Source organism: Cupriavidus sp. 05L411 (genome assembly GCF_056398045.1).
This window is the reverse complement of the sequence record NZ_JBFTOQ010000014.1, coordinates 128,856-154,137: the sequence shown is the minus strand read 5'-3', so window position 1 is coordinate 154,137 and position 25,282 is coordinate 128,856. Positions and strand designations below refer to the sequence as shown.

Below are 25,282 nucleotides of genomic sequence, written 5' to 3'. Positions count from 1 at the left end.
ACACCTTGCCAATGTGCCCGCGGATCGCCCGATCGGCTTTGGGAAATTTCTGCAAGAACGCGAAGAAAATTCCCTGAGTGAGCGGAATGCGCCATGAAGTTGGGAGGCGGGTTCTCATCCGGACGCCGCGCAGGGCGACAGCAGTGTTGGCTCGGCTTGCCGACTACTCGATCCGCCCCGCATCAGCGGCAACCCGCGACGCAGGCGCAGATCGCGAACGAACCCCGCAGGCCCGGGTACAGCGCCGGCACCGGTTCAATGCCTGGTCCAGCTGCTGCTTTAGCGGCATCAGCAAGGCATGCAGACGGCTATCGCCCGCGTGCAGGTTCAGCAGCGTAATGACGGATTCCAGATGCGCGCTGATGCGCAGCAGTTCATGACAGCCTTGGTGGGTAGCCTCGTGGCTCGGACCAGCTTCGTTGCCCGGCAGCAAGGGCTCGGCGATCAGCCTGGCTTCCACGGCGGCTTCCCGTGCTTCGGCGGCGGTGCGCGGGCGACGTTGGCGGGCGGTCATGGGTACCTCCTGTTTTGTGATCGGGGTGCGGTCAGGGTGCAATCGCGGACATCGGTATGGCGATGGGCGGCGTTGGCGACCATCGTCCCGGCACGCGGCGGCGGCGGGTGCTTGCCTTGATAGGCGTGTGACTCCCCACCGCCTGCGGCCTTGCGGGCCGCGGTGCAGGTGTGGGGAACGGGTGTGGCTCAGTACAGCGCTTGCACGCGGTTCACTGCCTGGTCCAGCTGCTGCTTTAGCGGCGCCAGCAGGGCATGCAGGCCGTTGTTGGCGGCTTGCTCGTCGGCCTGTAGCTCCAGCAGGAGCAGGAGGGATTCCAGGCCTGCGCTGACGCGCAGGAGGTCGTGGCAGGATTGGTGGATGGTTTCGTGGGTGGAGTCGGTCGGCGTAGACGTGGACTCCTCCGGGAGCAACGCTTGGGCAAGCATGCTGAGCTCGGATGGATCGGCGGCGGGAGCGAGAGTTTTCAGACGTGCGGTCATGGGATCACCTTTTGGCGAAAAGCAGGATGTGTTGTGTGGTCGTCCCGCCCGTGTCGGCTTGCTGGATTTGGCCGACCGGCAGAAGGGGCAGCGATTGCCTCGTTCCCCAAACGCTTAACAACCCGTTCCCCGCCAAGGTACTGGCGGGTGCTGGGTACTGCGATTACCCCGGTTATGTCCTGCAGGTCCCCTCTCGTGAGGGACTGACAGGGATCCCGTTTTTGATTCAGTGGTAGCGATCTTGCGAAGGCTGACGAGCAGGCGCGACGTTTGGCGACGCAGGACTCAGCAAACCGCCATAGGAAGCTTGGGCATAAGCCATAATGCGATTCTTGTTCCCTCTGGAAGCGTGGCGCACTTTGCTGACGCCCCACGCATGCCTGGAACCCTTGCCCGAGGTACGGCCGCGTCCGACAACGGCCTACAGGCCGTGCACGAACAGATCCGTCTAGCCGATGGCGAAGAAGTCACTGCGGGCGGTCATTACCAGCCATGCCGCATCGCATCCCCACTCGGGCCGCGATGCGGCATGTGCATGAATGTACCCAACAAGGATAAATTATCCTAATTGAAATGCGCGATCGCGTCGAGGAACTGATAGATTTTGTGGCGGAAGGCCATCGCCGGTACAAGCACATGGAAGACTTGACTGGGATCAAGGCGGACAGCTGGAAGAACGCGTGCCGGGGAAAGCAGCGCTTCACGCAGGAAATGATCGAGAAGATGGCGGAGATTTGGCCGCAGTATGCGTATTGGCTGGTTACCGGGCGGACCGACGAGGGCAACGGGCACACGTCGCCAATACTGGAGCGGATTGCGCGGGATTTGAAGAAGGTTCGGCAAGAAGTGAAATAGGCGGCCCGGCAAGACCCACAGCCAAGCGCGGTCTCAGAGCTAAGAACCAAATAACAAGCGCCACCCGCAATTTCGAACAGATTGGCGGAACAATGACAGCAAATCCGCGGGCAACATGGGCATGAAGGAGGACGCTCAATGCGTCGTTCAGGAATTCGGATCTAGTTCGAACTCCTCAGCAAGGTGCGAATGCGCATTCATAGACTGGCAGAGTTCACGCAGTTCCCCGAGCCGATCGGGATAGTGATCGCCAAGGACACCGACCAACTGATCGCGAACGGCTAACCTGTCTTTCGCGAAGTGCGCGCGCCGGTGATCGATCGAACAGATTGCTACGACATTCCAAACCGCATCGGGACCACCGCAGTTCAGCGGTACGACGTGATGTGCTTCCAGGTAGTGGCCGCCTGCATCCGTCTCAAAGCCGAGTTCGCCACAGCATTCGCATCGGGCGTCGCTGGCGCGCTGCTTTGCTTTTCGCGCGACCTCGGGATCTCGGTCGTAGACGGTTGCCTGGGTTGTCCTTCTGCTCGGCCAGGACCCATCAGGAACCGGCTCTTGAATCTGCCTAGAGCTGAGCTTCTCAGTGCGGCTGAGGAGCGAACGTTGGCGCTCCTTAATGTTGCTGCCGACATTGCCGGCCGGCTTCAGCCCGGGAAGCCAATCCTCACCGATCTCTTGCAGCACGGCCGAGATGTTCCGCATCCGGTATTCGAATGCACTTTCTGTGCACCCATGCTGGCTCTGGGGCCCCCGATGAACTTCGCGCTTGTTGTACGGCCGCCCGGCGCCGTGCCATATGCCTGTAGGCGTCGACGGCCGCAGCCAGTTCTGCATCACTCCATCCGCCCATCTATCCCTTTACTCGCTCCCGATTTATCTCGGAATACTCTCATATTCTCTACGATTTGAGTGAGCCATCCGACCGACGGGAAGTTCCAGTGGGGCAGCGCCACGCGTGATTGGAAGGTGGAAGGCAGCAATCAATCAAGTCGCGATCCTCTATGAGGATTGATTCACACAACCCCAGTATTTAAATACTTGCTCCAGAGCGCGACCCCATCTGCCCGGCAGGTCTTTAGCTGCCCTGCACACAAAAATTCTGACGAACCACACCACAACAGGAAAAATAATCGGGAACACCTGAAATCGGTGTTCCCGCAAATCCAAGCAAGGTAATCTCACACTATTTCCGAAGGTAGCGGGTGCCAGCCTAGATGCGGCTCGGCGCCAGTGGACTGTCTGTGAGAAGCTGCAGCTCATACAAAACCACGTCTCGGAATTGTTCGAACACAACCCAGTTCTTGTATTCAGCGCTCCAGAAACCCCTGTTGCGGCAAATCGGCTCAACGCGCTCACGTACTGCCTGATTCCGGGGATGAAATATAGAAATGTTGTTTATCGGCAACTCCCTCACAAGGACGGGTACACCAGCTATAAAAAACGTCCACAATTTTGTTCGTTGAGACATATTTGACCTCCATGTTGGGTAAATGGAAGCGTAGTCATAACTGCGATAGAAAAACACTTGCAAACGATGAGAGAAACCGTGGAACACGGAAATTTTTCCAATAAAATCAGTACTTTATCAGTAATCGAGTGCGTCCCGCGCGGGGAGGAAATATCCGACCGCCTCCTCGCTCTCAATGCGTTCTTGGCGTTTTGCCAACAGTACGGGCGCGAGACAAAGGCGTTAATGGTTGCGCGCGCATTAGCGACAGAAACACTGGAGAGGATTGCCAGTGGCCGGCAATCGGTTGTGTTTAATTCAGCCAACATCGCGGAGTTGATACAACAGCGGGTCCCTGCGGAAGGGGCAACTGCCTGGCTATCCAAAGTCTGGAAGGATTTGGAACACCGCCTCGAAGAGCGCAGAAGTGGCTTCCAGGATACGGCTCGGCAAGCTGGCGCCACCGTCTACGCGTGGCCGAAGAAATTACCGGGGGCCGGTGGCGCAGGCAATAGCTCGACGTATTCAATTGAGTTCCTACCAATCCCTACAGTCGAAGAGCCTCCAACGGCCCCCCTAGCGGCCGACATCTCCTATGTCCGCGAACTAACCCTAGAGCCAGCATTCTGGGTAAAGCCCTTGTTGCGAACTGGGTTCGTATTAACTGGTTGGCGGCGAGCCAGTTTTATTGGATTTGGCGCCACCGTAATCGTGTCCGTCGGCACTGCCTTAGTTTGGACCTGGGTGGGAATAGCACGCTCATGGTCTTCCCCTCAAATCGGGGGAGTCGTTCTGCTACTCCTCTTTGGTGCAATGGCCGCCTGGCTTGGAATCTCGATTCTGCGACCAATTTCGAATCTTATTGATCGCCGCATCATAGTGTCACCGGATGCGTTAGTATCATTCCGCGAGCTTAACGTTCAGCTTGAGCTTTCCCGAGAAAGATCGGCACCTGAGGAACCGCATCGAGTAATCCGTTTGGTCCGATATTCTGGAAGGTGTCCCGTCTGCGGAGAAACAGTTCATTTGAGCGACGGAAGGAGAGAATTCCCGGAGCGACTGGTGGGGCGCTGTGAAGAACATCCCTCCGAACACGTCTATTCCTTCGACAGGTATACCAAAACAGGTAGGTTCTTGAGGTAGCAACAAAGGAGCGGTAAGTGCGCCAGACCGTGCGAGTCGTCCCACGCACCTCAGGCCTGCCTTGCTAGCAGTTAGACGACAGTGTAGTGGGACCGCAAGCTCGCGCGGGAGAGAGCGATGAACGATAGGAAAAGACGGAAGGAGAAGCTATCCATCTATCTAGCGAAGGAGGGCGCTACCAGTGATGAGACTCTTGTCAAGGTTGATGACGCTGCCACGCCAATTGCACTGGACGTGAGCGGTAGCAAATCTACCCTCTATATCAAAAGAGACCGACCAAAAGCACCACCACCTTGGACAGCTCTTTTCACGAATGGTCAGACCGTACCATCTGCTGCCTTTGGCACCACTCGAACAGTCGGCGCAGCACTTATCGTTCAACGAAACGAGCGTACCTTCGTACTGACGTTCGGATCCGGCGTCCACTTGCTGAAGAGTGAGGCAATCGAACGTGATTTCGGTCTACGGGTAACCCTAGCATCCGTGGATCCCGACAAGCTGCGTAGTATCGACAAGGCAAGCTACGATCATAATCCACTAAATTCGCGCACACAAAGTACGACGGACGTCGACATTTTCGATCTCGACATGGACTCCGAGCTAGAGATGCTCTACGCCGTCACGGGGGCGTCGCTCATACCGATTTTTGGTTCTCAGGTGACCGGAAGGGATGCTCTTACGATCGCGGTCGAAACAGAACTCAGCGGAATCCCGGCGATTCTAGATGAATCCATGAGACTGTACACAGGAAAACTCCCTGCCGAGTTCGAGTGGGTAGACAACATCCGGAGGATCAAGGATCTCGAAACAATTGAGATACTGGATAGTTATCTCGATGATGCTTTGGCGAATACATCATGCGAAGCGCTGTGGCTTGGCGAACCAGAAGTAGTCGATTGGGAAGGCCAGATTGGTTACTCCTTCGATCTGTACCCAAACACGCCACGGCATGTCATCCTGAAACTGAGCGATTTGCTTGATTATTTAAAATCCAAGGAGCGAGCCCCCACCTCCGAAACGCTTAAATCGCAGGCGATACACGTCAATAATGTTGATTATCAGGCCGTGAAATCTTGGGCCGCATACCGATGCTTATACGCAGAGCTTGCATTGGGCGCTGAAAGGTTCATACTGCGCAACGGAATTTGGTTTCAAGTGGACGTTGACTTTGTCAAAAGGATCGATACCTATCTCGCGGACCTTGAGACATATTCATTCGACTTCCCGATCTATGACCATGATCGAGAGGAGGACTACAACACACTAGTTGCCGCAAATGACGCTAGCTTCGCATTGATGGACAAGAAGAACACGAAGATTGGCGGACAATATGACAAAGTGGAATTTTGCGATCTTATCCGAAATGGAAGCGATCTTATTCATGTGAAATATTACCGAAGCTCTAGTACCTTGAGCCATCTGTTTGCACAAGGATACGTCGCTGCCGAGGCTTTCGTAAAAGATGACGATTTCAGGCTCCGATTGAATGAAAGACTACCGGCCGAATTCAAGCTGAAGGATGCCAAGGTGAGACCGGATGCCAAATCTTACTGTGTGATATATGCGGTGGCGACAGTAAAGAAATTGCCCTCCGAGTTACCTTTCTTCTCCAAGGTCACGCTGCGCAATGCAATCAAAACCCTTCGCGCACTGGGCTATCGAGTTCAGATAGCCGCCATCACTGTCGCCCCCCAATTAATCGTGAAGAAGAGATGCAAGGCACGAAAGGCCGCTGCACGGAATTAGCCCGGTTGATTCTCTAACTACCCGCATGGAGTGCGAGCGGGCACTAACGCGAAGTTGCAAAACTTCCGCTCTTGGTGAAAGCGCAGTGTCTAAGCAGTTGTTACTTCAATCACTACGCCGCGAGCCGACCGATCGGCGACGGCGCCTTGGTACGCTCCTCCTGCAAGCGTACCGATCCTGGGTCTGATCGTCTTTGCGGTTCTGCAGTTCTAGCGGACCCCGGCAGTACTGAAACGCACCAATTCGACAAGCTATGCCACCGCCAGAGCCAGAGCCAGAGCCAGAGCAAGCGTCATGCAACTTCGGCAATCATGGTCAATAAGCATAGGGCGGAGTCAGCATCATCCACAACAGCCTCCCACTCGCTCTTGCAAAGGTAAGGGGAAATCCGCCACTTAGCCTTGAGCGAAGAAGGCGGTTAATTCTGATGACAAGGTTTTTTGGTCATTGACCTCACATTCCCACACAACCTTTACCCGCCAACCAAGTTCACCAAGCATCGCATAATTACGAACATCCCTCTCTTGCGTTCTCCGCAGCTTCGGCGCCCAGTACTCAGTTCGACTCCGCGGTACGTGGCCCATCTTGCAAGTGTGGCAATGCCAGAAGCAGCCATTCACAAAGATGACCGCACGATGCTTGGGCAACACAATGTCTGGTTTGCCAGGAAGATCCCGCCGATGGAGCCTAAAGCGGTAGCCAAGGTGATGCAGTAAGGAGCGCACTTCGAGCTCGGGCTTAGTGTTCGTGCTCTTTATCCCACGCATGACACGACTTCTATCTTCCCTGTTTAGACGATCCACCATTTTTAGTAACCCTAAAGTCACGTTTTACGTGTATTCTCTTGAGAAAAATAATAGGGAAATCTATGTCACGCGCCTTTCTAACTCGCAATGCAACCGGATCGGAACTAACGCTGCTCAAGAAGTTTCTGGGTAGCTACCGTGACGGCTCAGGCAACCTTCGAGAGGAAGACGGTAGCACCCGAGCAGAATTTCGGCAAATCGAACGTTGTTTCGCCGAGTTGCTACATGGTAAGACGACCGAGAACAAGGCGTTCTATGACTTTGTCGTGCAGTCCAATGAGGGTGGAGGGATTGCTGTTCGCGGAGCGTCAATAAAAACCAAGGAGCTTCCAAAGCTGCTTAATTATCCAACACAACAAGCCGCGATGCGTTCGCACATGGAGCTTTCGAATTCAAGCGCAAAGGACTGGGTACTTTGTGCAGAACGCGGCCTCACAGAAGACATGTTCCGAGCAGGGCAAGGTGCCGCAGATTTCGGTCAGGCAATTCTTGATCGCCAACGCATAGAGCGCCAAGCGTCGGAGGGCGCATATCTCAATAGCATCCAAGGGACAAACAAGTCTTTCGTCGAGCAAGATTGCGTGTATATCTCGCTCCTGTATTCACCGATGACCGACGGCGAGCGAACCTACCAGGTTTCGAGCTTTCATGCCGCCCTACCGCCGCCCGCGAATTGGTCTCTAGAAGGCCGGCGTTTGGTCGGGAAAGATGAAAACAATGAAGTCGTGTACGAGTGGTACGGCCTCTCTGGCGCGCAATTCAAATACTACCCCAAAATTGCTGACCGCTTGCACGGCACGGAGTTATTTACGCTCGCAGACTATCGACCAGCAATCGAGAGCCTGCGAGCAAAAGTATCTAGAATGTTCGGAGATTAAAGTAATTTCTTGACTTGCTCCATGATCCGCTGCATCAGCAGCGGAGGAACGGCGTTACCGATCTGTTCGAACTTCTCAGCCAAATCTCCCGTTGGATTGAAGTCGGCAGGAAACGTTTGAATGGCAGCGGCCTCACGCCAAGACAATCGACGGGGAGGGTCAAGCTTCGGGAACGAAGTGTCGAATTCAAGATGATCGTGGACGTCCGTGAAACGCCATTTCTGTTTCCACCCATCAGCTAGATTGCTCCACTCCAGCTCCATAACTGGCGATGCCGGGTGAAGTGTAATGTGGCGGAAGTTCGCGACAACAGTAAAGGCAGGCTTATCCCAGCGATGTCGACGATTGCGGGACATAAAGTACCAAGAGAAGTTGCCTTCTGGGTCATGAGGGCGCTCGTAGTACTCCCCAACCGGGTGCGCTGGCAAGTGCTTTATCGCCTCGCCGTGAGAAGTAAAGGGCAGCAAACCCTTCTTTTTTGCCCACTCGGCCTTTGTATGCGTAAGCTCGGGAAACTCAAAATCGCCGTCAATATCGCTGCGCACACCAACAATAATAACCCGCTTGCGTACTTGCGGCACTCCATAGTCAGCCGCATTAACCAGCTTCCAGTAAACCCGATACTTAACATCTAGCTCGTGGGTATAGACGTGTAGCTGCTTTTTGAACCATTCGCCGTTCTGTAACTTGGCGAGTCCGGAGACATTCTCGGCTATGAATACTTTTGGCTTTATCTTGTTGACGGCATCAGCAAAGCCAAGAAAAAGATTTGATCGATCATCTTTACCTGGATCTCGCACACCACCCATAGAAAACGATTGACAAGGATATCCTCCAGTCAAAACGTCCGCCGAAGGATAAGGATTCTTTTTCGACGAATTGAATGCGTAGATGTCTTGAGTTACGACATCTGTTTCTGGAAAATGCTGCTTGAAAGTTTCAGTGGACGCCGCGAAATTATCCAGTGCCAACGCGGTATTAAAGCCTGCAGCATGCGACCCAAAATCCATTCCGCCAGCGCCACAAAACAGAGAAACCACTTGTTTTTTCATAGAATACTATCCGTTTAATAGATAGCCGAAGAGAATCCGCCGGCCACGACCACGGATGCCTCATGAATATCCAGTCCACGCGATTGGCGTGCCAACCGCAGCTCTAGCTCCCCTTGGGAGCACAACTTCTGAGCTACCGGGAACAGCAGCGTTGCGTCACCACAAGGTGACTCAAGATCACAATCACTTCTTGATCTAACAGACCAAGCAATAGTGAACTCGGCCCTCTCAGGAGGCGTGCCAATTGAGCAAAGCCCTGCCTTCTTGTTCATATTGATTTGAGCACTGTGACGTCGCTGATCGATGTCGATACAACATTTCAAACAAGCATTATACCCAAACCCCTGTGTATACATACAGTGCATCATGCCAAAGTCGGCCTAGGGAGTCTGCGAAGCCCGACGTATCGGAGGATGGCACTTCAGCACAGCGGTACACGTCCGGCGATTTGCACGACGCCGTGGCCCCCCAATCCCCCACCAGGTCGAGGCGGGAAGATCGGGAGCCGTGATGGTCGGAGCGGGGTGCTGGCCCGGCTTTGGAAAGATATCAGTCTCACGTGACTCCAGAATCTTTGCCCATGCGATGCGGTCTGAACGGCGCGCTAGCTTTGGTGCCATTGGCGTGGGACGGACTCGAAAGTATTGGCCTGGTCGTCGGTGCACCCCAGATGTGTACTGCCCACCCTCCACAGGGTGGATTCCCTGATTCACGCAGTATCTTGGCTTCGCCGCAGATCCACGCGGTGCCTGAGCCAAGCCTACCGCAGGCTGCACGCTGATAGCGAAGACCTTTTGCTTCCTTTGGGTTTCAACTGTGGGACTCGAATCCACCACCTCATGATTGCAATGCAAGAGCCATTGCCGCGAGGTCCTATTCGTGAGACACGGAAGGGAATTGACCGCTATTTAGGTGAGCACCTTGGAGGTCACAGATTGTGTTGAGGAACACAATCTGGCGAATGCAGGCATACCGTCGAATGCGGCCTTAGGATTTAGAGCAAGTTCCGTAGCCCCTAAATTCTTAAATTTACTGACGCAATTGCCAACCCAAGAGGTAACTGCGCCATGCAGTTCGATTAATCCGGCGGGCTGGTCTTCACGAGAGTTACGGCAAATCGAACGGCATTCCTAGCTCGCTCATCATGCTGCATGGCGCCTTCACGAAATACCGTGCGGCAAGCCGAAGGTGGAATGCCGCTACTCGCGAGCATCGTCTTCGTTCGCTTTCGCGCCCTGTGCGACTCTCCTATACATCCCGATATCACTGATTTCTCGAGCAGCAAACTCCGTGAGATTGTTCCGCGCGACACTTCCAGGCCTGATGTCCAGAGATTCGAGTAGTTCCAATATTTCACGCCTAGAGGCCTTGATGGAAAGAAAATAAGCCTTAAGTGAGTCGGCATCCATCCCCATCAATTCCTCCGGCTTCTTGGTCAGCTCGGATCTCTTCCGTTCGACTAGTGCCCTGATGATATCCCGTCGCTTCATCTTGGAATGGCCGTGGGGCTTATACTCCGGCATCAATTCGCTCAATTCAGCTGACGTGAGATCGCTGACATCTAGACCAGCGATCGCGCCATCGACGCCCAACCATTCGATCAGTTTCTCGAGTTCAATCATGGGCACACCTGCAGAAATTCATTCGCCAACGCCCGAAACTGTGCGGCCTGCTTTGTAGCATTTGCCCCGGAGACGTCGTAGACCGACTGCCTATTCGCTGCGGCAATCCGGAGCCCATCGCCCTCGGTTACGTAACTCTCAAAAATTTCGCCGGAGTGGCGCAACCGATTATATTCGAGCTGCTCGCTTTGCTTCAATACCTCGCCATACTCTCTGGCCATCATACCCATAGCCCCCGAAAAATGAGTATTTCTATATTGATCCTCAACGCCGAGCGAGCGCCGAATCATCGCAATATCATTATTCACATTTTGTATTTCGCCGATTACTGTTGCAACACCAATAGAGGACTGCCGATCCAGCTTAACGGGAGAGACGCAATAGTCCGACGCATAAATTATCGCTCTCATCACATCGGACACCTCTGGGTGCGAGTCGATTAAAATATAGTCGTACGCCTGATGTAATTCGTTTAGTACAAAGCTGATTGTCTTCATATGAGAGAGCAATGAAAAATTGTTCTCTCGAATGTTATTCGTGCTTGGCAATTTATCTACAGAGACTGTCGACAATCGCGGATCTGCCGGAATCAAGTCCATCCCGACACCGCACGACAGAATATCGACATCAGGCGTTTGAGCCGAGGCGCTATAAAGCTGCTGGAACTTGTTGAAAAGCGTTGTCCCCGTAGGCGCCCCCGTACCGAAACCTTCGATAAGTCGAGGAAAAAAGCGCCCGGATATGCCGCCACGTTGATAATCGGCATCAATAACTAGAACGCGCTTTCGATGAAAGCGACTCAAGGCAACGGCGATGTGATAACAGGCCGTCGTCTTTCCAACACCGCCCTTCTCACTAATGAATCCAACTACGGTAGCCATCCCTGATTTCCTCTTTTTGGGACTCGATCAGCTTAGTCAGATTGAGTTTATTCTCAAATCTGCATCATCAGAGATCGCCCGATAACCTCGCCCAACCGCTACGGCATTGCCGATCAGACGACCCGTTCTGTAAAAGTAAAGGCTCCGCGTCGAGAGCCTTCACCGATTATTGCTTTTAACTGTGAGAACCGACATTCATGCCGTCGGCTCAGGGTCGGAACGAATTGCACGCTGGCCCAATCAATTCCGAATTCCTAGCCCAGCAATACTGCACGAAATCCAGCCAACCCCGATCCTCTACATTAATGCCGCTCAAACATCAATATTCCGAGCCACCAACGCATTCGACTCAATGAAGTTCCTACGCGGCTCAACCTCATCCCCCATCAGCGTCGTAAAGATCTGATCCGCCGCAATAGCATCCTCAATCTGCACCTTCAGCAGTCGGCGCTGGGTAACGTCCAGAGTAGTCTCAAACAACTGCTCAGGATTCATCTCCCCCAGCCCCTTATAGCGCTGACGAGACACCCCACGCTCGGCCTCAGACAACAACCACTGCATGGCAGCATGGAAGTCATTCACCGTCTGGTCGCGCATCTTCTCGCCCTCGCCACGGCGCACCTTGGTGCCTTCCGCAATCAGGCCCTGGAAGGTCTTGGCGGCCAGCGACAGCGCAGCGTAATCCGCGCCGTGGACAAAGTCTGCGTCCAGGTGAGACAGGCGCACGTTGCCATGATGCCGGCGGGCGATCATCAGGCGGTGCTTGTCCGTCTTCTCGTCAAACTGCGCATAGACATCTGCCGTGCCGTCGTCATTCACAGCAGCGCCCAGCAGGGTCTTGGCGTGCATTTCCGACAGCTTGGCCTTGAGCGCGGTGGCTGAGGCTTCGGCGGCGGCGGCGCTGTCCAGGTCCAGCTCGATGCCGTCGGCAATGGCGCGCAGGGCGTCGCTGTCCACGATGCGGGCCAGGCGGCCGATCACGGCTTCGGCCAGTTGGTACTGGCGGGCCAGCTCAGTCAGGGCGTCGCCGGCGACTTCGCTGCCGTCGGGGTTGACCAGGGCGGCCTTTTCCATGGCCAGGCGCAGCAGGTAGGCGTTGAGCTCGTTGTCGTCCTTGATATAGCGCTCTTCCTTGCCGTGCTTGATCTTGTACAGCGGCGGTTGGGCGATATACACGTGGCCGCGCTCGATGATGTCGGGCATCTGGCGGTAGAAGAACGTGAGCAGCAGCGTGCGGATGTGGGAGCCGTCCACGTCCGCGTCGGTCATGATGATGATGCGGTGGTAGCGCAGCTTGTCGAGGTTGTAGTCGTCCTTGCCGATGCCGGTGCCTAGCGCGGTGATCAGCGTGAGCACTTCCTGGCTGGAGAGCATTTTGTCGAAGCGGGCGCGCTCCACGTTCAGGATCTTGCCCTTGAGGGGCAGGATGGCCTGGAACTTACGGTCGCGGCCTTGCTTGGCGGAGCCGCCTGCGGAGTCACCCTCCACCAGGAAGAGTTCGGACTGGGCGGGGTCTTTCTCCTGGCAGTCGGCGAGCTTGCCGGGCAGGCCCATGCCGTCGAGCACGCCTTTGCGGCGGGTCATTTCGCGGGCCTTGCGGGCGGCTTCGCGGGCGCGGGCGGCGTCGACGATCTTGCCGCAGATGATCTTGGCGTCTACCGGGGTTTCCAGCAGGAAGTCGCCGAGGGCCTTGGCGACGAGTTCTTCCACGGGCAGGCGCACTTCGGAGGAGACGAGCTTGTCCTTGGTCTGCGAGCTGAACTTGGGCTCGGGCACCTTGACGGAGAGCACGCAGGCCAGGCCTTCGCGCATGTCGTCGCCGGTGGTTTCTACCTTGGCCTTTTTGGCGATCTCGTTTTCTTCGATGTACTTGTTCATCACGCGCGTCATGGCGGCGCGCAACCCGGTGAGGTGGGTGCCGCCGTCACGCTGCGGGATGTTGTTGGTGAAGCAGAGTACTTGTTCGTTGTAGCCGTCGTTCCACTGCATGGACACTTCTACGGCGATACCGTCTTTTTCGGTGTTGGCGTAGAAGATGTTGGGGTGCAGGGTGCTCTTGCCGCGGTTGATGTATTCAACGAAGCCTTTGACGCCGCCGGAGAAGGCGAAGTCTTCTTCCTTGCCGGTGCGTTGGTCGGCCAGGCGGATGTGCACGCCGTTGTTCAGGAACGAGAGCTCGCGGATGCGCTTGGCGAGTATCTCGTAGTGGAACTCGACGTTGGTGAAGATTTCTTCGTCGGCGAGGAAGTGGACTTCGGTGCCGCGCTTGTCGGTGGGGCCGAGGATCTTCATCGGCGAGACTTCCACGGGCACGCCGTCGGGGCCGGGCACGGTTTCCACCACGCGGTTCTGCACGGCGCCTTGGGCGAACTCGAGCAGGTGGGCCTGGCCGTCGCGGCGCACGGTCAGGCGCAGCCACTTGGAGAGGGCGTTGACGCAGGACACGCCCACGCCGTGCAGGCCGCCGGAGACCTTGTAGCTGTTCTGGTTGAACTTGCCGCCGGCGTGCAGCTCGGTCATGGCGATTTCTGCCGCGCTGCGCTTGGGTTCGTGCTTGTCGTCGAACTTGACGAGCGGGGGAATGCCGCGGCCGTTGTCGGTGATGGAGATCGAGTTGTCGCTGTGGATGGTGACGGTGATTTCCGTGCACCAGCCGGCCAGGGCTTCGTCGATGGAGTTGTCCAGCACTTCAAATACGAGGTGGTGCAGGCCGGTGCCGTCGGACGTGTCGCCGATGTACATGCCCGGACGCTTGCGCACCGCCTCCAGGCCTTCCAGGATCTGGATCGAGCCTGCGCCGTAGCTGTCTTGCTGTTGCGGTTGCGATTGCGGTTGTTGCTCTTCGGTCATGTTCTCTTACTCACGGCGAATGCGGCGATCTCTCGTCACGCCCGGATGGGCGCGCCCGGATCGGGCCGCATAGCGGGTTACATAAAAACGGCAAAAGGGGCGGATCTCGACGATCCGGCCCCTGGTGCGGCGGGTCTTGCGCGGGGCCCCTGGGGCTGCTGCGCAAGCCGTGGTGTGCCGTTAGATGCTCCGGTTTTGCGTATCTTGTGGTCCTTGTTACCGGCTCATCAAATGCGCATCGGCATGACGACGTACTTGAAGTTGTCGTCTTCCGGCACGGTGATCAGCGCGCTCGAATTGGAGTCGCCGAGGCTGACCTGGACTTGCTCGCTCTTGAGGTTGGCGAGCACGTCCAGCAAATAGGTGACGTTGAACCCGATGTCGAGCGCGTCGCCCGAGTAATCGAGTTCGAGCTCTTCCTGCGCTTCTTCTTGATCCGCGTTGGTGGAGCTGATCTTGAGTACGTGCGTATCCAGGATGCAGCGCACGCCCTTGAACTTGTCGGTGGTCAGGATGGCGGTGCGTTGCAGGGCTTGCTGCAGCTTGACGCGGTCGATGGCGAAGGCGTTCTTGTAGCCCTTGGGGATCACGCGCTGGAAGTCCGGGAACTTGCCTTCGACCAGCTTGGAGATCAGCTCGATATTGGCGAAGGTGAACTTGACCTGGTTGGCGGCCAGTTGCACTTGCACGGGATCGTCGTTGTCTTCCAGCAGGCGCTGCAGCTCGAGGATGGTCTTGCGCGGGATGATGACTTCCTGGCGCGACGGGGCGCCTTCGCCACTGGTGGCTTCGGTATCCAGCTCCACGCCGCAGTAGGCCAGGCGGTGGCCGTCGGTGGCGACTGCCATGACCTTCTTGCCGTCCACCACCAGCAGCATGCCGTTGAGGTAGTAGCGGATGTCTTGCTGGGCCATGGCGAAGTGGACCATGGCGAGCAGGTGCTTGAAGGTCTTTTGCGGCAGGCTGACGGATGCGCCGAACTCGCTGGCTTCGGCTACCGTGGGGAATTCTTCGGCGGCCAGGGTCTGCAGCGCGAAGCGGCTCTTGCCGGACTGCACGGTCATGCGCTTGTCGTTGAGCGACAGGGCGACTTCGCCGTCGGGCATGGCGCGCAGGATGTCGAGCAGCTTGCGGGCGGCCACGGTGGTGGCCACGGTGTCACTGCCTACGCCGCATTCGGCGTGCGTGGTGATCTGGATCTCGATGTCGGTCGAGAGGAAGGATACGTTGGACCCGGACTTGCGAATCAGCAGGTTGGCCAGGATCGGGAGTGTGTGGCGGCGCTCCACGATGCCGCTCACGATTTGCAGCGGACGCAGCAGATTGTCTCGCGAGGTTTTGACCAATTGCATTGAATTTATCCTTCGTCGTTTGTAGTAAGCGACCGCGGGTGCGCACTGACTGGCACTAACTTGCTGCGCAGTTTCCAAAACCGCTTCCAAAACGCTTTGGAATCAACAAGTTAATTCGCCATTGTACCAAGGATAAGCCGCTGCGGTGAAGCGGGAGAAGCGCGATCGGAGGGTGAAATTGTGCGCAAAGCGACACAAATTCAGACTTCTTCGGTGGCTGGCGACTGTTGTCGCTGGCCGCCCCCTCCGCCCGCTCGTCCCGACTCACCGCAAAGCCTTAGCCCAGGCCGTTTTCATGGCAATGTTCCGCAATGCCCCGGTGTTGCTTTCCGATTGATTCATGCGCCGGATCCTGCCCGGCGCGTACCCTACAGTATGCCAGCCCCGCGTGACTGGACTGGCAAATGCTGCTTCATTGCTGCTTCACTACTGTTTCACTGCGATTCGACGCTCGGGGTCAGCCCTTGAGCGTCTGTTCCAGCACGTGCAGTTCGTGGTTGAGCTGCGCGTCCTTGCTGCGTTCGTCGGCGATCTTGCGCACCGCGTGCAGCACGGTGGTGTGATCGCGCCCGCCGAACAGCTCGCCGATTTCCGGCAAGCTTTTCTGCGTGAGCTCCTTGGCCAGGTACATGGCAATCTGGCGAGGCCGCGCGATATTGGCGGGCCGCTTCTTGCTGTACATGTCCGCGACCTTGATGTTGTAGAAATCCGCGCAGGTCTTCTGGATGTTCTCAACCGAGATCTGGCGGTTCTGCACCGTCAGCAGGTCCTTCAGCGCTTCACGGGTGACATCGATGGTGATGTCCTTGCCGTGGAAGTTGGAGAAGGCGAGGATCTTGCGCAGCGCGCCTTCCAGCTCGCGCACGTTGGATCGCAAATGCTTGGCGACGAAGAAGGCGACTTCCTCGGGCACGCTCACATTCTCGGCGGCGGCTTTCTTCATCAGGATGGCGACGCGCATCTCCAGCTCGGGCGGCTCGATGGCGACCGTGAGGCCGGAGTCGAAGCGCGAGATCAGGCGATCGTCGATGCCGCTGATTTCCTTGGGATACGTATCGCTGGTGATGATCACCTGCGCCCGGTTGGCGATCAGGGCTTCGAAGGCGTAGAAGAACTCTTCCTGCGTGCGGTTCTTGCCGGAGAAGAATTGAATATCGTCGATCAGCAGCAGGTCGAGCGAGTGGTAGTAGCGCTTGAACTCGTCAAACGCCTTGCGCTGGTAGGCCTTGACCACGTCGGAGACATATTGCTCGGCGTGGATGTAGCGGATGCGGGCGCGCGGGTTCTCCAGCAACATGAAGTTGCCGATAGCGTGGATCAAGTGGGTCTTGCCCAGGCCTACGCCGCCATATAGATAAAGCGGGTTGTAAGATTTACCTGGGTTGTTGGCCACCTGGATGGCGGCGGCGCGCGCGAGCTGGTTGGCCTTACCGGTGACGAAGTTGTCGAAGGTGAGAATGTGATTCAGGCGCGAGCGCTCGTGCACCGAGTCGTTCTGCTGCTGGCCGCCATGCTGGTTGCCGGGGTGGCCTTGGTGGCTTTGTTGGCCCGGGTGCCCCTGGTGACCCTGATGGCCCGGATGCCCTTGATGGCCGCCCTGGTTACCGGGGTGGCCGCCCTGCATGGGCTGCTGCGACGGCTGCACGCGGTAGGAGCGGGCGCTGGCTTCGGCCGGGTCGAGCTGCGGCACGTCGATGTCGACGATCTCGCCACCCATGCCGCCCATGTTGCTTTGGTTGGCGTTGCCGGGGTAGTTGCCGCCATTGCTGCCATGGCCGCCATTACCCGGGTTGCCCGGGTAGGGCGCTTGCCCGCCGCGCTGGCCGCCGGCCTGGTTCATGGGGCCGTAGCCCTGGCCGCCCTGGCCCGGCTGCATGCCGGGCTGGCCGAAGTTTTGCGACAGCGGCTGGCCGGACGGATAGCCGGGGCCGGCGTGCTGGGGCGCCATGCCGGGCTGGCCCGGCTGGCCGGCCTGCTGCGGATAGCCGGCGGCAGCCCGGCCCGAGGCGGCGGGGTCCAGGACAAAGTGAACGCTGACGTTGGCCTCCCAGTATTCGCAGGCGAGCGCGGTGATGCGGCCGGAAAACTGGCTTTTTACCCAATCGAGCTTGAAGCGGTTGGGCGCGGCGATACGCAGCGCGTGCGCTTCCTCGTCGAAGGCGACAGGCGCCAACGGCTTGATCCAGGTCTTGAACTGTTGCGGCGTCAGTTCGCGCTCGAGTTGCGCGGCTGCTGCCTGCCAGAAATCTTGCATTGTTTTGTTGTTCGGTGTTCGCCACGGTGCATGGACAGCCCGGCCAAATGGACGACAGGCAAGGATCGGTGACGCATCCCTGCCGTTAGTCCATGCAACCTGAACGCGATCGTTAAGCGATCCGCAAATGACCCCGCAGCCCGGGCCCCCATGGTGATCGACGCGACAAGCGGGAGCCGCTGACGAGCGAGGCGGCGAAATCGCCGCTTGCCCGTTGCGCGTCCGTTGTCCGACATGCCAGGGGTGTTGCCCGGGTTGCGCTTGCGCCACGCAGCCCGTGTGGTGTTTGGACCCGGATTGTACTCCCCGCCTCAAGTTATCCACAAAGGATAAGTCTGTGGATAAGTTGTGAAAAAGCAGTGGATTGTTGTGCACAACCCTAGTTCTGGCGCGGGTTTCCGGGTAGCCAAAACGCGGGAAAACCCAGTCGAAACAGTGACTTCGCTCACCTTGGCCAACCCCGGGTGGCACCCCCTAAGAAAAAAAACTTACCCACTGGCGATTGTGGACAATGAAATACAACGGCCTGTTGCGTGTTTTTAAGGCAGGGGTGCCTCACAAGGCGCTAATCCATCTGCAGTCTTGACACGTCGCGCGAAACTCAGTTAAATGGCGGGTTCTGCGATGCCGCAGGGGATCACGTATGCGCATCGCCGGGTCTGACCTGTTCCGTGCAAGACTGGTGCGAATCCTTGGTTTTTGACTAAGCTGAGACGCGCCGGAAACAGCTGGATTGGCCGGAACAGGCAGCGGGCCGGGCAGGCTGATGGGGTTGGAACGGATGCGTTGGTTTTACGCTTCCGCTCCGGCAAGATTCCCTCCCACAACTGCTTCGCGCGGCGTCGATGTCCGATTCGTCGGTGCCATCGATTCGCGAGATACACGGCCGGCAGCAAGATCACCACAGCAGTCGGCAACACCGCAAACCGCGGCAGCCCCATGCGAACCATACGCGGCGGCGCCCGGCTTAACGCCGGAAGCCGGGCGAGCCCAGATCAACCAGAGAGTGCAACATGAAACGTACATACCAACCTTCCGTTACCCGCCGCAAGCGTACCCATGGTTTCCGCGTGCGCATGAAGACCCGCGGCGGCCGTGCCGTCATCAACGCGCGTCGCGCCAAGGGCCGCAAGCGCCTGGCAGTCTAAGGGCCTGGCGACCGGCCACGGCGGTGCAGCAGCTTGCGCCGCCTTGGCCACTCGCCTCGCCTTTTGGACGGCCGGTAGCCAGCAGCCAAGCACAGCTTTTCCGCTCGCTTTGCCTAGCGTGACTACCTTTGCCTACCCTAAAGCCGCGAGGCTCACAAAAACGGATGAGTTTTCATCCGTTTTTGCATTGCGTCCGCGCCGACGCAGCCAGCATTTCGTGCTGTATGTGGGCGAGAACGGCCTGCCGCAAGCCCGCCTGGGTGTCGTGGTTGGCAAGAAGTTCGCGGCGCGTGCCGCCGAGCGCAACCTGGTGAAGCGCATGGTGCGGGAACTGTTCCGCCAGCGGCAGGACAAACTCGCGGGCCGCGATGTGCTGCTGCGCCTGCAAGCCAAGTTTCCGCGCGCGGAGTTTGCCAGCCGCACCGCGATACGCCGGGTGTGCCTGGCCGAGCTGACCGGCTTGTTCGAGGTAGCGGTGAAGCCGCTTGCCCCGCGCCCTGCTGCCCCTTCCGGGGTGTCGCCGCCAAAGTCCGCCGAGGCTGCGCCCACGGAAGTCCCGCCCTCGGGCGCCCCTGCCTGACCGGCCCGCTGCCATGAAGCGAATCCTGCTTGCCCTGCTGCGCATCTACAAGATCGCCCTGAGCCCGTTTTTTGGCTCGCAGTGCCGCTTCCTGCCCACCTGTTCCGATTACGCCCGCGAAGCGATCCTGTGCCATGGCGCAGGGCGCGGCAGCTGGCTGGCCGCTTGCCGGCTATGCCGTTGCCATCCGTTCACGGATGGCGGGTATGATCCGGTGCCACCGGCATCGGCAACAAAGCAAGACCGGGCTCGCCCCGCGACTGGCCATCCAGTCACGATCCGGCTACCCCGCCCCTGATTTCCCCCGACCACAGCGAGACATGGATATCAAACGCACCATACTCTGGGTCATCTTCTCGATGGCCCTCGTGCTGCTCTACGACAACTGGCAGCGCGCCAACGGTCACCAGTCGATGTTCTTCCCGAGCGCGACGCAGCAGGCTCCGGCAACCGCAGGCGGCGCTTCGGCCCCGCAAGGCGATGTGCCCAAGGCCAATGCAACGGCCGGCACCGCCGCAGGCGCTCCGGCGTCCGTGCCGGTAGCCGCGGCCCAGCCGAGCGGCGAGAAGATCGTGGTCAGCACCGACGTGATGCGTGCCCAGATCGATACCGCCGGCGGCATCCTGACGCGCCTGGAACTGCTGAACCACAAGGAGCATGACGGCAAGCCGGTCGTGCTGTTCGAGCGTGACCAGACCCGCACCTATATGGCCCGTTCCGGCCTGATCGGTGGCGACCTGCCCAACCACACCACGGTGTTTACCGCTTCGGCGGGCCCGCGCGACCTGGCTGGCTCGGACAAGGTGTCGTTGACGCTGACGGCGGAGAAGGACGGGGTCAAGCTTGACAAGACCTATACCTTCCACAAGGGCAGCTACGTTGTCGACACGAAATTTGCCGTGACCAACGACAGCGGCAAGCCGATCTCGCCGACGCTGTACATGGAACTGACGCGCGACGGCAGCAAGGTCGAGCAGTCGCAGTTCTATAGCACCTTCACCGGCCCGGCCATCTACACCGACGCCGACAAGTACCACAAGATCACCTTCGACGACATCGGCAAGGGCAAGGCTTCGGTCCCCGCGGCCGGTACCAGCGGCTGGGTGGCGATGGTGCAGCATTACTTTGCCTCGGCGTGGATTCCGCAATCGGGCAAGGAGCACAGCTTCTACGTCGAGAAGATCGACAACAACCTGTTCCGCGTGGGCGTGCAGCAGCCGCTGGGCGCCATCGCCCCGGGCGCCACGGTGAGCACCGATGCGCGCCTGTTCGCCGGCCCGCAGGAAGAGCGCATGCTCGAGCAGATCACCCCGGGCCTGGAACTGGTGAAGGACTACGGATGGCTGACCATCCTGGCCAAGCCGCTGTTCTGGCTGCTGGAAAAGATCCACGGCTTCCTGGGCAACTGGGGCTGGTCGATCATCGGGCTGACCGTGCTGATCAAGCTGGTGTTCTTCCCGCTGTCCGCGGCTAGCTACAAGTCCATGGGCAAGATGAAGGACCTGCAGCCCCGCATGACCGCGATGCGCGAGCGCCACAAGGGCGATCCGCAGAAGATGAACCAGGAGATGATGGCGCTGTACCGCACCGAGAAGGTCAACCCGCTGGGCGGCTGCCTGCCCATCGTGATCCAGATCCCGGTGTTCATTGCGTTGTACTGGGTGCTGTTGTCTTCGGTGGAAATGCGCGGTGCGCCTTGGCTGGGCTGGATCCATGACCTGTCGGTGCCGGATCCGTTCTACATCCTGCCGGTGCTGATGGCCGTGTCGATGTTCGTGCAGACCAAGCTGAACCCGACCCCGCCGGACCCCGTGCAGGCCAAGGTCATGATGATCATGCCGCTGGTGTTCTCGTTCATGTTCTTCTTCTTCCCGGCTGGCCTGGTGATGTACTGGGTCACCAACAACGTCTTGTCGATCGCGCAGCAATGGCAGATCAACCGGATGCTTGGCAAGAACAAGGCGAAAACCGCCGCGGTGGCCAAGGGCTGAAGTTGAAGTTGCAGTGAATCGATGCCGGCGGGTGGCAAACCCGCTGGCGACAAAAAAGCCCGGTGCGATGCACCGGGCTTTTTTTTCTTCACCAGCCGCGCCTGAACGAAGCCGACGATGCGCCAAAGCCGCCGTTTGGAATGACGACGGCAGGTACTCCCTCTCCCCTCAGGGGGAGAGGGGTGGCTTAGCTAGGAGCCACTTGAAGTGCAGCACGATGTGGCTGGCGCAGGCGCCCCCGTATCACTCAGGCGCGTGGCACACCGCTTCGATATTGTGGCCGTCCGGGTCCAGCACAAAGGCGCCGTAATAGTTCGGGTGATAGTGCGGGCGCAAACCCGGCGCGCCGTTGTCGCGGCCGCCGGCCGCCAGCGCGGCCTTGTAGTAGGCATCCACCTGTGAGCGCGAGTCCGCGCGAAAGGCGATATGCAGCGGTGGCTGGTTGGGCGTGCCGTTGCTGATCCAGAACTCGGGCTTCTCGGGCGGGCCGAAGCCGGCCACGTCGGTGTGGCCGGTCACGCTGGCGGGCAACTCCATGTTCTTGATGAAGCCGAGCGCGGCCAGCGCCGCGGTGTAGAAGGCCCGGCTCTTCGCGAAATCGCTGACGACAACGCCTGTGTGATCGATCATCTTGCAGTTTTTCCTTGAGTGCTTTTTGTAGTCCGGCGTTGGCTCAGTATTGGCTCAGGCCAGGTCGAGCACGCTCATGGTGGCGTTGAAGCGGCTGACCAGCACCGCCTCGCCGTGCACATTGGCGAAGACATCGGCCTCCACCACGATGATGGTGCGGCCGGATTTCAATACGTCGGCGCGGCAGGTCAGGCGATCGCTGCGGGCGGCGCGCAGCAGGTTGATCTTGAATTCGGCGGTGACGACATGGCGCCCGGCGTCGAGCATGGTGCTGGCGGCCGCGCCGGCGGTGTGGTCGGCAATGGTGGCTTGCACGCCGGCATGCACGATGCCGCCATGCTGCAGGTGGCGAGGCGTGACCAGTAGTTCGCTCTCGCACCAGCCCGGCCCGCAATCCACCAGCCGGATGCCTACGTCCGCGACAAAGGCCGCCTGGCGAAAGCTGGCCTCGATGGTGTCGCGCAGCAAAAGCCGTTCTTGTTCGGTGGACATGGCGCTGCTCCTCGCACTGGTGGTGATCGGGTACGGCCTTGTGATGGCTGGCCGGCTGGCGTTGCCAGCACGCATTGCAACCCGAAGCGCGCAGGCTGTCAATGGAGTGCGGCGCAACCGGCACAATCGCCTACACTGATTAGACGTGCCCTGAAACGTGCCGGGAAACGTGCCCTGAAGCTGGCCTCCGCAAGATCAGGCTGTTCCGGTAGATACGCCCACGCCGATACGCCATGCGCGCCGCCAACCTTCCCATGCAGCTGCACCCCCGCATGCGCGCCATCGATGCCTTCATCGCGCTTGGCGATGCGGGCCTGGTGGCGGTTGCCGATCAGCTGGATGCCCTGCACCGGCGCGACCATCCCGATGATGTGCATGCGTTGCGCGTGGCGGTGCGGCATCTGCGCGCCGTGTGCTGGGCATTTGCCCCGGCCCTGCCGAAGGCCATCCGCGCGCGCTGGGATGATTGCCTGCGCAAGCTGGCGCAGGCCGCCAGCGATGTGCGCGACTGGGACGTGTTCATCAGCCAGACCTTGCGCCCGGCGCTGGACTTGCAGCCGGAGGATCCGGTGCTGCTGGCGGTGCATGACACGGCGATTACGCGCCGCCACTACGCACGCGCCACCATGCTGGCGCAACTCACCGAACACCAGCACTGGCCACTGCCCGTGCTGCACCGCGACCTCACGCACCTGGGCGCGGGCGGCGCGCAGGGGGCAGGCGCCGCCGCGCAGGACCGGCTGGCGGTGTTCGCGCGCCGGCGGGTGCGCCGCGCGTGCAAGCGCGTGACGTCGCTGGCGCGCGCCGCGCGCTCGGAAGACCTGGCGCGCGTGCATCGCTTTCGCATTGGCAGCAAGCGGCTGCGCTATGTGATCGAGGCCCTGAAGCCGGTTCTGGCCAAGCGCTATGCCAAGCACCTGCACCGCAAGCTGGTGAAGCGCCAAGGCAGCCTGGGCGACCTGATCGACGGCGCGGTGGCACGCCGCCTGATGATGGAGTGCCTGAACATGCCCGCAGCGGATGTGCCGGGTACCACGGTTGCGCCGGATCGATCTGCGACAATATCGCCATGACTGCCACGACCGCCATGACCGCAACCCACTCCCTCCAGCCTCGTTCCGCTCGCGCCACGCCCATCGCCGCCATTGCTACCGCGCCCGGGCGCGGCGGCATCGGCGTGGTGCGCGTGTCCGGCCCCGACGTGAGCGCGATTGCGCAGGCCGTGTGTGGCCAGGCGCTGAAAGCCCGCCACGCCACCTATCTGCCGTTCCTGGATGCGCACGGCAAGGCGATCGACCACGGCCTGGCGCTGTACTTCCCCGCGCCGCACTCGTACACCGGCGAGGAAGTGCTGGAGCTGCAGGGCCACGGCGGCCCGGTGGTGATGCAGATGCTGCTGGCGCGCTGCCTGGATGCCGGCCGCGAGACGGGCCTGCGCCTGGCCGAGCCCGGCGAGTTCACGCGCCGCGCCTTTCTGAATGACAAGCTCGACCTGGCCCAGGCGGAAGCCGTGGCCGACCTGATCGAGGCCAGCACCGAAGCCGCCGCGCGCTCGGCCGCGCGCTCCATGGAGGGCGTGTTCTCCGACGCCATCCGCGCGCTGGTGGAGCAGGTGATCCACCTGCGCATGCTGGTGGAAGCCACGCTGGATTTCCCCGAGGAAGAGATCGACTTTCTGGAAGCGTCCAACGCACGCGGCCAGCTGGCAACTATCCGTGATGCGCTGGGCGGCGTGCTGGCGCAGGCCAAGCAGGGCTCGCTGCTGCGCGAGGGCTTGTCGGTGGTGCTGGCGGGCCAGCCCAATGTGGGCAAGTCGTCGCTGCTCAACGCGCTAGCCGGCGCGGAGCTCGCCATCGTCACACCGATCCCCGGCACCACGCGCGACCGTGTGCGCGAGACCATCCAGATCGAAGGCATCCCGCTGCATATCATCGACACCGCCGGCCTGCGCGAAGACGCCACCGACGAAGTCGAGCGCATCGGCATCGAGCGCACCTGGGAAGCCGTGGGCCGCGCCGACCTGGTGCTGCACCTGGTGGACGCGGCCGACTACGTGGAGCACGGCTTGTCGGAAATCGACGACGCCATCGACGACCGCCTCTCCGGCCACCTGCCGCCGGGCTCGCCGATCCTGCGCGTGGTCAACAAGATCGACCTGGCGCCCAAGGTAGGCGAGCGCCACTTCGGCGCGGATCGCCCGCACGTGGTGGCCGCCATCGGCCCGAACCCGGCCGAGGTATGGATCTCCGCGCGCACCGGCGCCGGCATCGACCTGCTGCGCGGCCAGTTGCTGCGGCTGGTAGGCTGGCAATCAGGCAACGAAGGCACCTTCCTCGCGCGCGAGCGGCACCTCACCGCGCTGCGCAACGCGCAATCGCACCTGGACCTGGCCGAAGAGCGCGCAGCGCAAGAGGCGCAGGCGCTGGACCTGTTCGCCGAAGAACTGCGCCTGGCGCAGGACCATCTCAACAGCATCACCGGCGAGTTCAGCAGCGATGATCTGCTGGGGACGATTTTTACGCGGTTTTGTATTGGCAAGTAAGCCTGGTTCGGGCC

Annotated in this window: 21 protein-coding genes; 9 read left to right on the top strand and 12 right to left on the bottom strand. The window is 59.4% G+C overall.

Annotated features, from left to right (window positions below):
• Positions 1 to 163 precede the first annotated feature (163 nt).
• Together AC1DQR_RS18840 and AC1DQR_RS18835 are read right to left on the bottom strand one after the other, a co-directional pair.
• The gene (locus AC1DQR_RS18840; protein WP_477133523.1) at positions 164 to 514 is read right to left on the bottom strand and encodes a DUF1484 family protein; all 351 of its coding nucleotides are present in this window, start codon (positions 512 to 514) and stop codon (positions 164 to 166) included.
• Positions 515 to 702: 188 nt separating this feature from the next.
• Positions 703 to 996 (bottom strand): DUF1484 family protein, encoded by a 294-nt coding sequence (locus AC1DQR_RS18835; RefSeq protein WP_477133522.1) that lies wholly within the window; start codon positions 994 to 996, stop codon positions 703 to 705.
• Between the two features lie 573 nt (positions 997 to 1,569).
• Here AC1DQR_RS18835 and AC1DQR_RS18830 point away from each other — a divergent pair.
• Complete coding sequence (locus tag AC1DQR_RS18830) at positions 1,570 to 1,851, top strand: hypothetical protein (RefSeq protein ID WP_477133521.1); 282 nt, start codon at positions 1,570 to 1,572, stop codon at positions 1,849 to 1,851.
• Between the two features lie 147 nt (positions 1,852 to 1,998).
• Here the strand turns inward: AC1DQR_RS18830 and AC1DQR_RS18825 are convergent, their stop codons facing one another.
• On the bottom strand, positions 1,999 to 2,688 hold the full coding sequence (locus AC1DQR_RS18825; protein ID WP_477133520.1) for an HNH endonuclease signature motif containing protein: 690 nt from the start codon (positions 2,686 to 2,688) through the stop codon (positions 1,999 to 2,001).
• Positions 2,689 to 4,561: 1,873 nt separating this feature from the next.
• Between AC1DQR_RS18825 and AC1DQR_RS18820 the strand changes: the two genes are divergently transcribed.
• A complete protein-coding gene (locus AC1DQR_RS18820) occupies positions 4,562 to 6,190 on the top strand; it encodes a TIGR04141 family sporadically distributed protein (protein WP_477133519.1) in 1,629 nt (542 codons plus the stop codon).
• A 395-nt stretch (positions 6,191 to 6,585) separates the two neighbouring features.
• On the opposite strand, the gene AC1DQR_RS18815 is transcribed toward AC1DQR_RS18820, so the two are convergent.
• On the bottom strand, positions 6,586 to 6,996 hold the full coding sequence (locus AC1DQR_RS18815) for a very short patch repair endonuclease (protein ID WP_477133518.1): 411 nt from the start codon (positions 6,994 to 6,996) through the stop codon (positions 6,586 to 6,588).
• 62 nt (positions 6,997 to 7,058) lie between these two features.
• On the opposite strand from AC1DQR_RS18815, the gene AC1DQR_RS18810 reads away from it, so the two are divergent.
• On the top strand, positions 7,059 to 7,874 hold the full coding sequence (locus AC1DQR_RS18810; RefSeq protein WP_477133517.1) for a hypothetical protein: 816 nt from the start codon (positions 7,059 to 7,061) through the stop codon (positions 7,872 to 7,874).
• Here the strand turns inward: AC1DQR_RS18810 and AC1DQR_RS18805 are convergent.
• From AC1DQR_RS18805 to dnaA, 6 genes are all read right to left on the bottom strand, one after another.
• Entirely contained in the window at positions 7,871 to 8,926 is a 1,056-nt protein-coding gene (locus AC1DQR_RS18805) for a DNA cytosine methyltransferase (RefSeq protein ID WP_477133516.1), read from the bottom strand. The genes AC1DQR_RS18810 and AC1DQR_RS18805 overlap by 4 nt on opposite strands.
• Before the next feature lie 1,199 nt (positions 8,927 to 10,125).
• On the bottom strand, positions 10,126 to 10,548 hold the full coding sequence (locus tag AC1DQR_RS18800; RefSeq protein WP_477133515.1) for a hypothetical protein: 423 nt from the start codon (positions 10,546 to 10,548) through the stop codon (positions 10,126 to 10,128).
• Positions 10,545 to 11,429, bottom strand: coding sequence for a ParA family protein (locus AC1DQR_RS18795; RefSeq protein ID WP_477133514.1), 885 nt, complete (start codon positions 11,427 to 11,429; stop codon positions 10,545 to 10,547). Before AC1DQR_RS18795 ends, AC1DQR_RS18800 begins: the two co-directional genes overlap by 4 nt.
• Before the next feature lie 312 nt (positions 11,430 to 11,741).
• Positions 11,742 to 14,279 (bottom strand): DNA topoisomerase (ATP-hydrolyzing) subunit B, encoded by a 2,538-nt coding sequence (gene gyrB, locus AC1DQR_RS18790; protein WP_441639316.1) that lies wholly within the window; start codon positions 14,277 to 14,279, stop codon positions 11,742 to 11,744.
• Between the two features lie 227 nt (positions 14,280 to 14,506).
• Positions 14,507 to 15,631 carry a DNA polymerase III subunit beta gene (gene dnaN / locus AC1DQR_RS18785; RefSeq protein WP_174424425.1) on the bottom strand — a complete coding sequence of 375 codons (1,125 nt, stop codon included), beginning with the start codon at positions 15,629 to 15,631 and terminating at the stop codon, positions 14,507 to 14,509.
• A 457-nt stretch (positions 15,632 to 16,088) separates the two neighbouring features.
• Positions 16,089 to 17,885: a chromosomal replication initiator protein DnaA gene (gene dnaA, locus AC1DQR_RS18780; RefSeq protein ID WP_477133513.1), complete on the bottom strand. Its 1,797-nt coding sequence runs from the start codon at positions 17,883 to 17,885 to the stop codon at positions 16,089 to 16,091.
• A gap of 1,013 nt (positions 17,886 to 18,898) precedes the next feature.
• On the opposite strand from dnaA, the gene rpmH reads away from it, so the two are divergent.
• From rpmH to yidC, 4 genes are all read left to right on the top strand, one after another.
• Positions 18,899 to 19,033 (top strand): 50S ribosomal protein L34, encoded by a 135-nt coding sequence (rpmH, locus tag AC1DQR_RS18775; protein WP_006578231.1) that lies wholly within the window; start codon positions 18,899 to 18,901, stop codon positions 19,031 to 19,033.
• A gap of 118 nt (positions 19,034 to 19,151) precedes the next feature.
• Positions 19,152 to 19,613: a ribonuclease P protein component gene (gene rnpA, locus AC1DQR_RS18770; protein WP_150985330.1), complete on the top strand. Its 462-nt coding sequence runs from the start codon at positions 19,152 to 19,154 to the stop codon at positions 19,611 to 19,613.
• Between the two features lie 13 nt (positions 19,614 to 19,626).
• The gene (gene yidD, locus AC1DQR_RS18765) at positions 19,627 to 19,911 is read left to right on the top strand and encodes a membrane protein insertion efficiency factor YidD (RefSeq protein WP_082054956.1); all 285 of its coding nucleotides are present in this window, start codon (positions 19,627 to 19,629) and stop codon (positions 19,909 to 19,911) included.
• A gap of 22 nt (positions 19,912 to 19,933) precedes the next feature.
• Entirely contained in the window at positions 19,934 to 21,604 is a 1,671-nt protein-coding gene (gene yidC, locus AC1DQR_RS18760; protein ID WP_416050067.1) for a membrane protein insertase YidC, read from the top strand.
• Between the two features lie 243 nt (positions 21,605 to 21,847).
• Here the strand turns inward: yidC and AC1DQR_RS18755 are convergent, their stop codons facing one another.
• Together AC1DQR_RS18755 and AC1DQR_RS18750 are read right to left on the bottom strand one after the other, a co-directional pair.
• The gene (locus AC1DQR_RS18755; protein ID WP_043351066.1) at positions 21,848 to 22,234 is read right to left on the bottom strand and encodes a VOC family protein; all 387 of its coding nucleotides are present in this window, start codon (positions 22,232 to 22,234) and stop codon (positions 21,848 to 21,850) included.
• Positions 22,235 to 22,288: 54 nt separating this feature from the next.
• Positions 22,289 to 22,726 carry a PaaI family thioesterase gene (locus tag AC1DQR_RS18750; RefSeq protein ID WP_416050066.1) on the bottom strand — a complete coding sequence of 146 codons (438 nt, stop codon included), beginning with the start codon at positions 22,724 to 22,726 and terminating at the stop codon, positions 22,289 to 22,291.
• A gap of 254 nt (positions 22,727 to 22,980) precedes the next feature.
• On the opposite strand from AC1DQR_RS18750, the gene AC1DQR_RS18745 reads away from it, so the two are divergent.
• Positions 22,981 to 23,799: a CHAD domain-containing protein gene (locus tag AC1DQR_RS18745; protein ID WP_477133512.1), complete on the top strand. Its 819-nt coding sequence runs from the start codon at positions 22,981 to 22,983 to the stop codon at positions 23,797 to 23,799.
• 14 nt (positions 23,800 to 23,813) lie between these two features.
• Positions 23,814 to 25,268, top strand: a complete 1,455-nt coding sequence (gene mnmE, locus AC1DQR_RS18740; protein WP_477133543.1) for a tRNA uridine-5-carboxymethylaminomethyl(34) synthesis GTPase MnmE — start codon at positions 23,814 to 23,816, stop codon at positions 25,266 to 25,268.
• Positions 25,269 to 25,282: the final 14 nt, after the last annotated feature.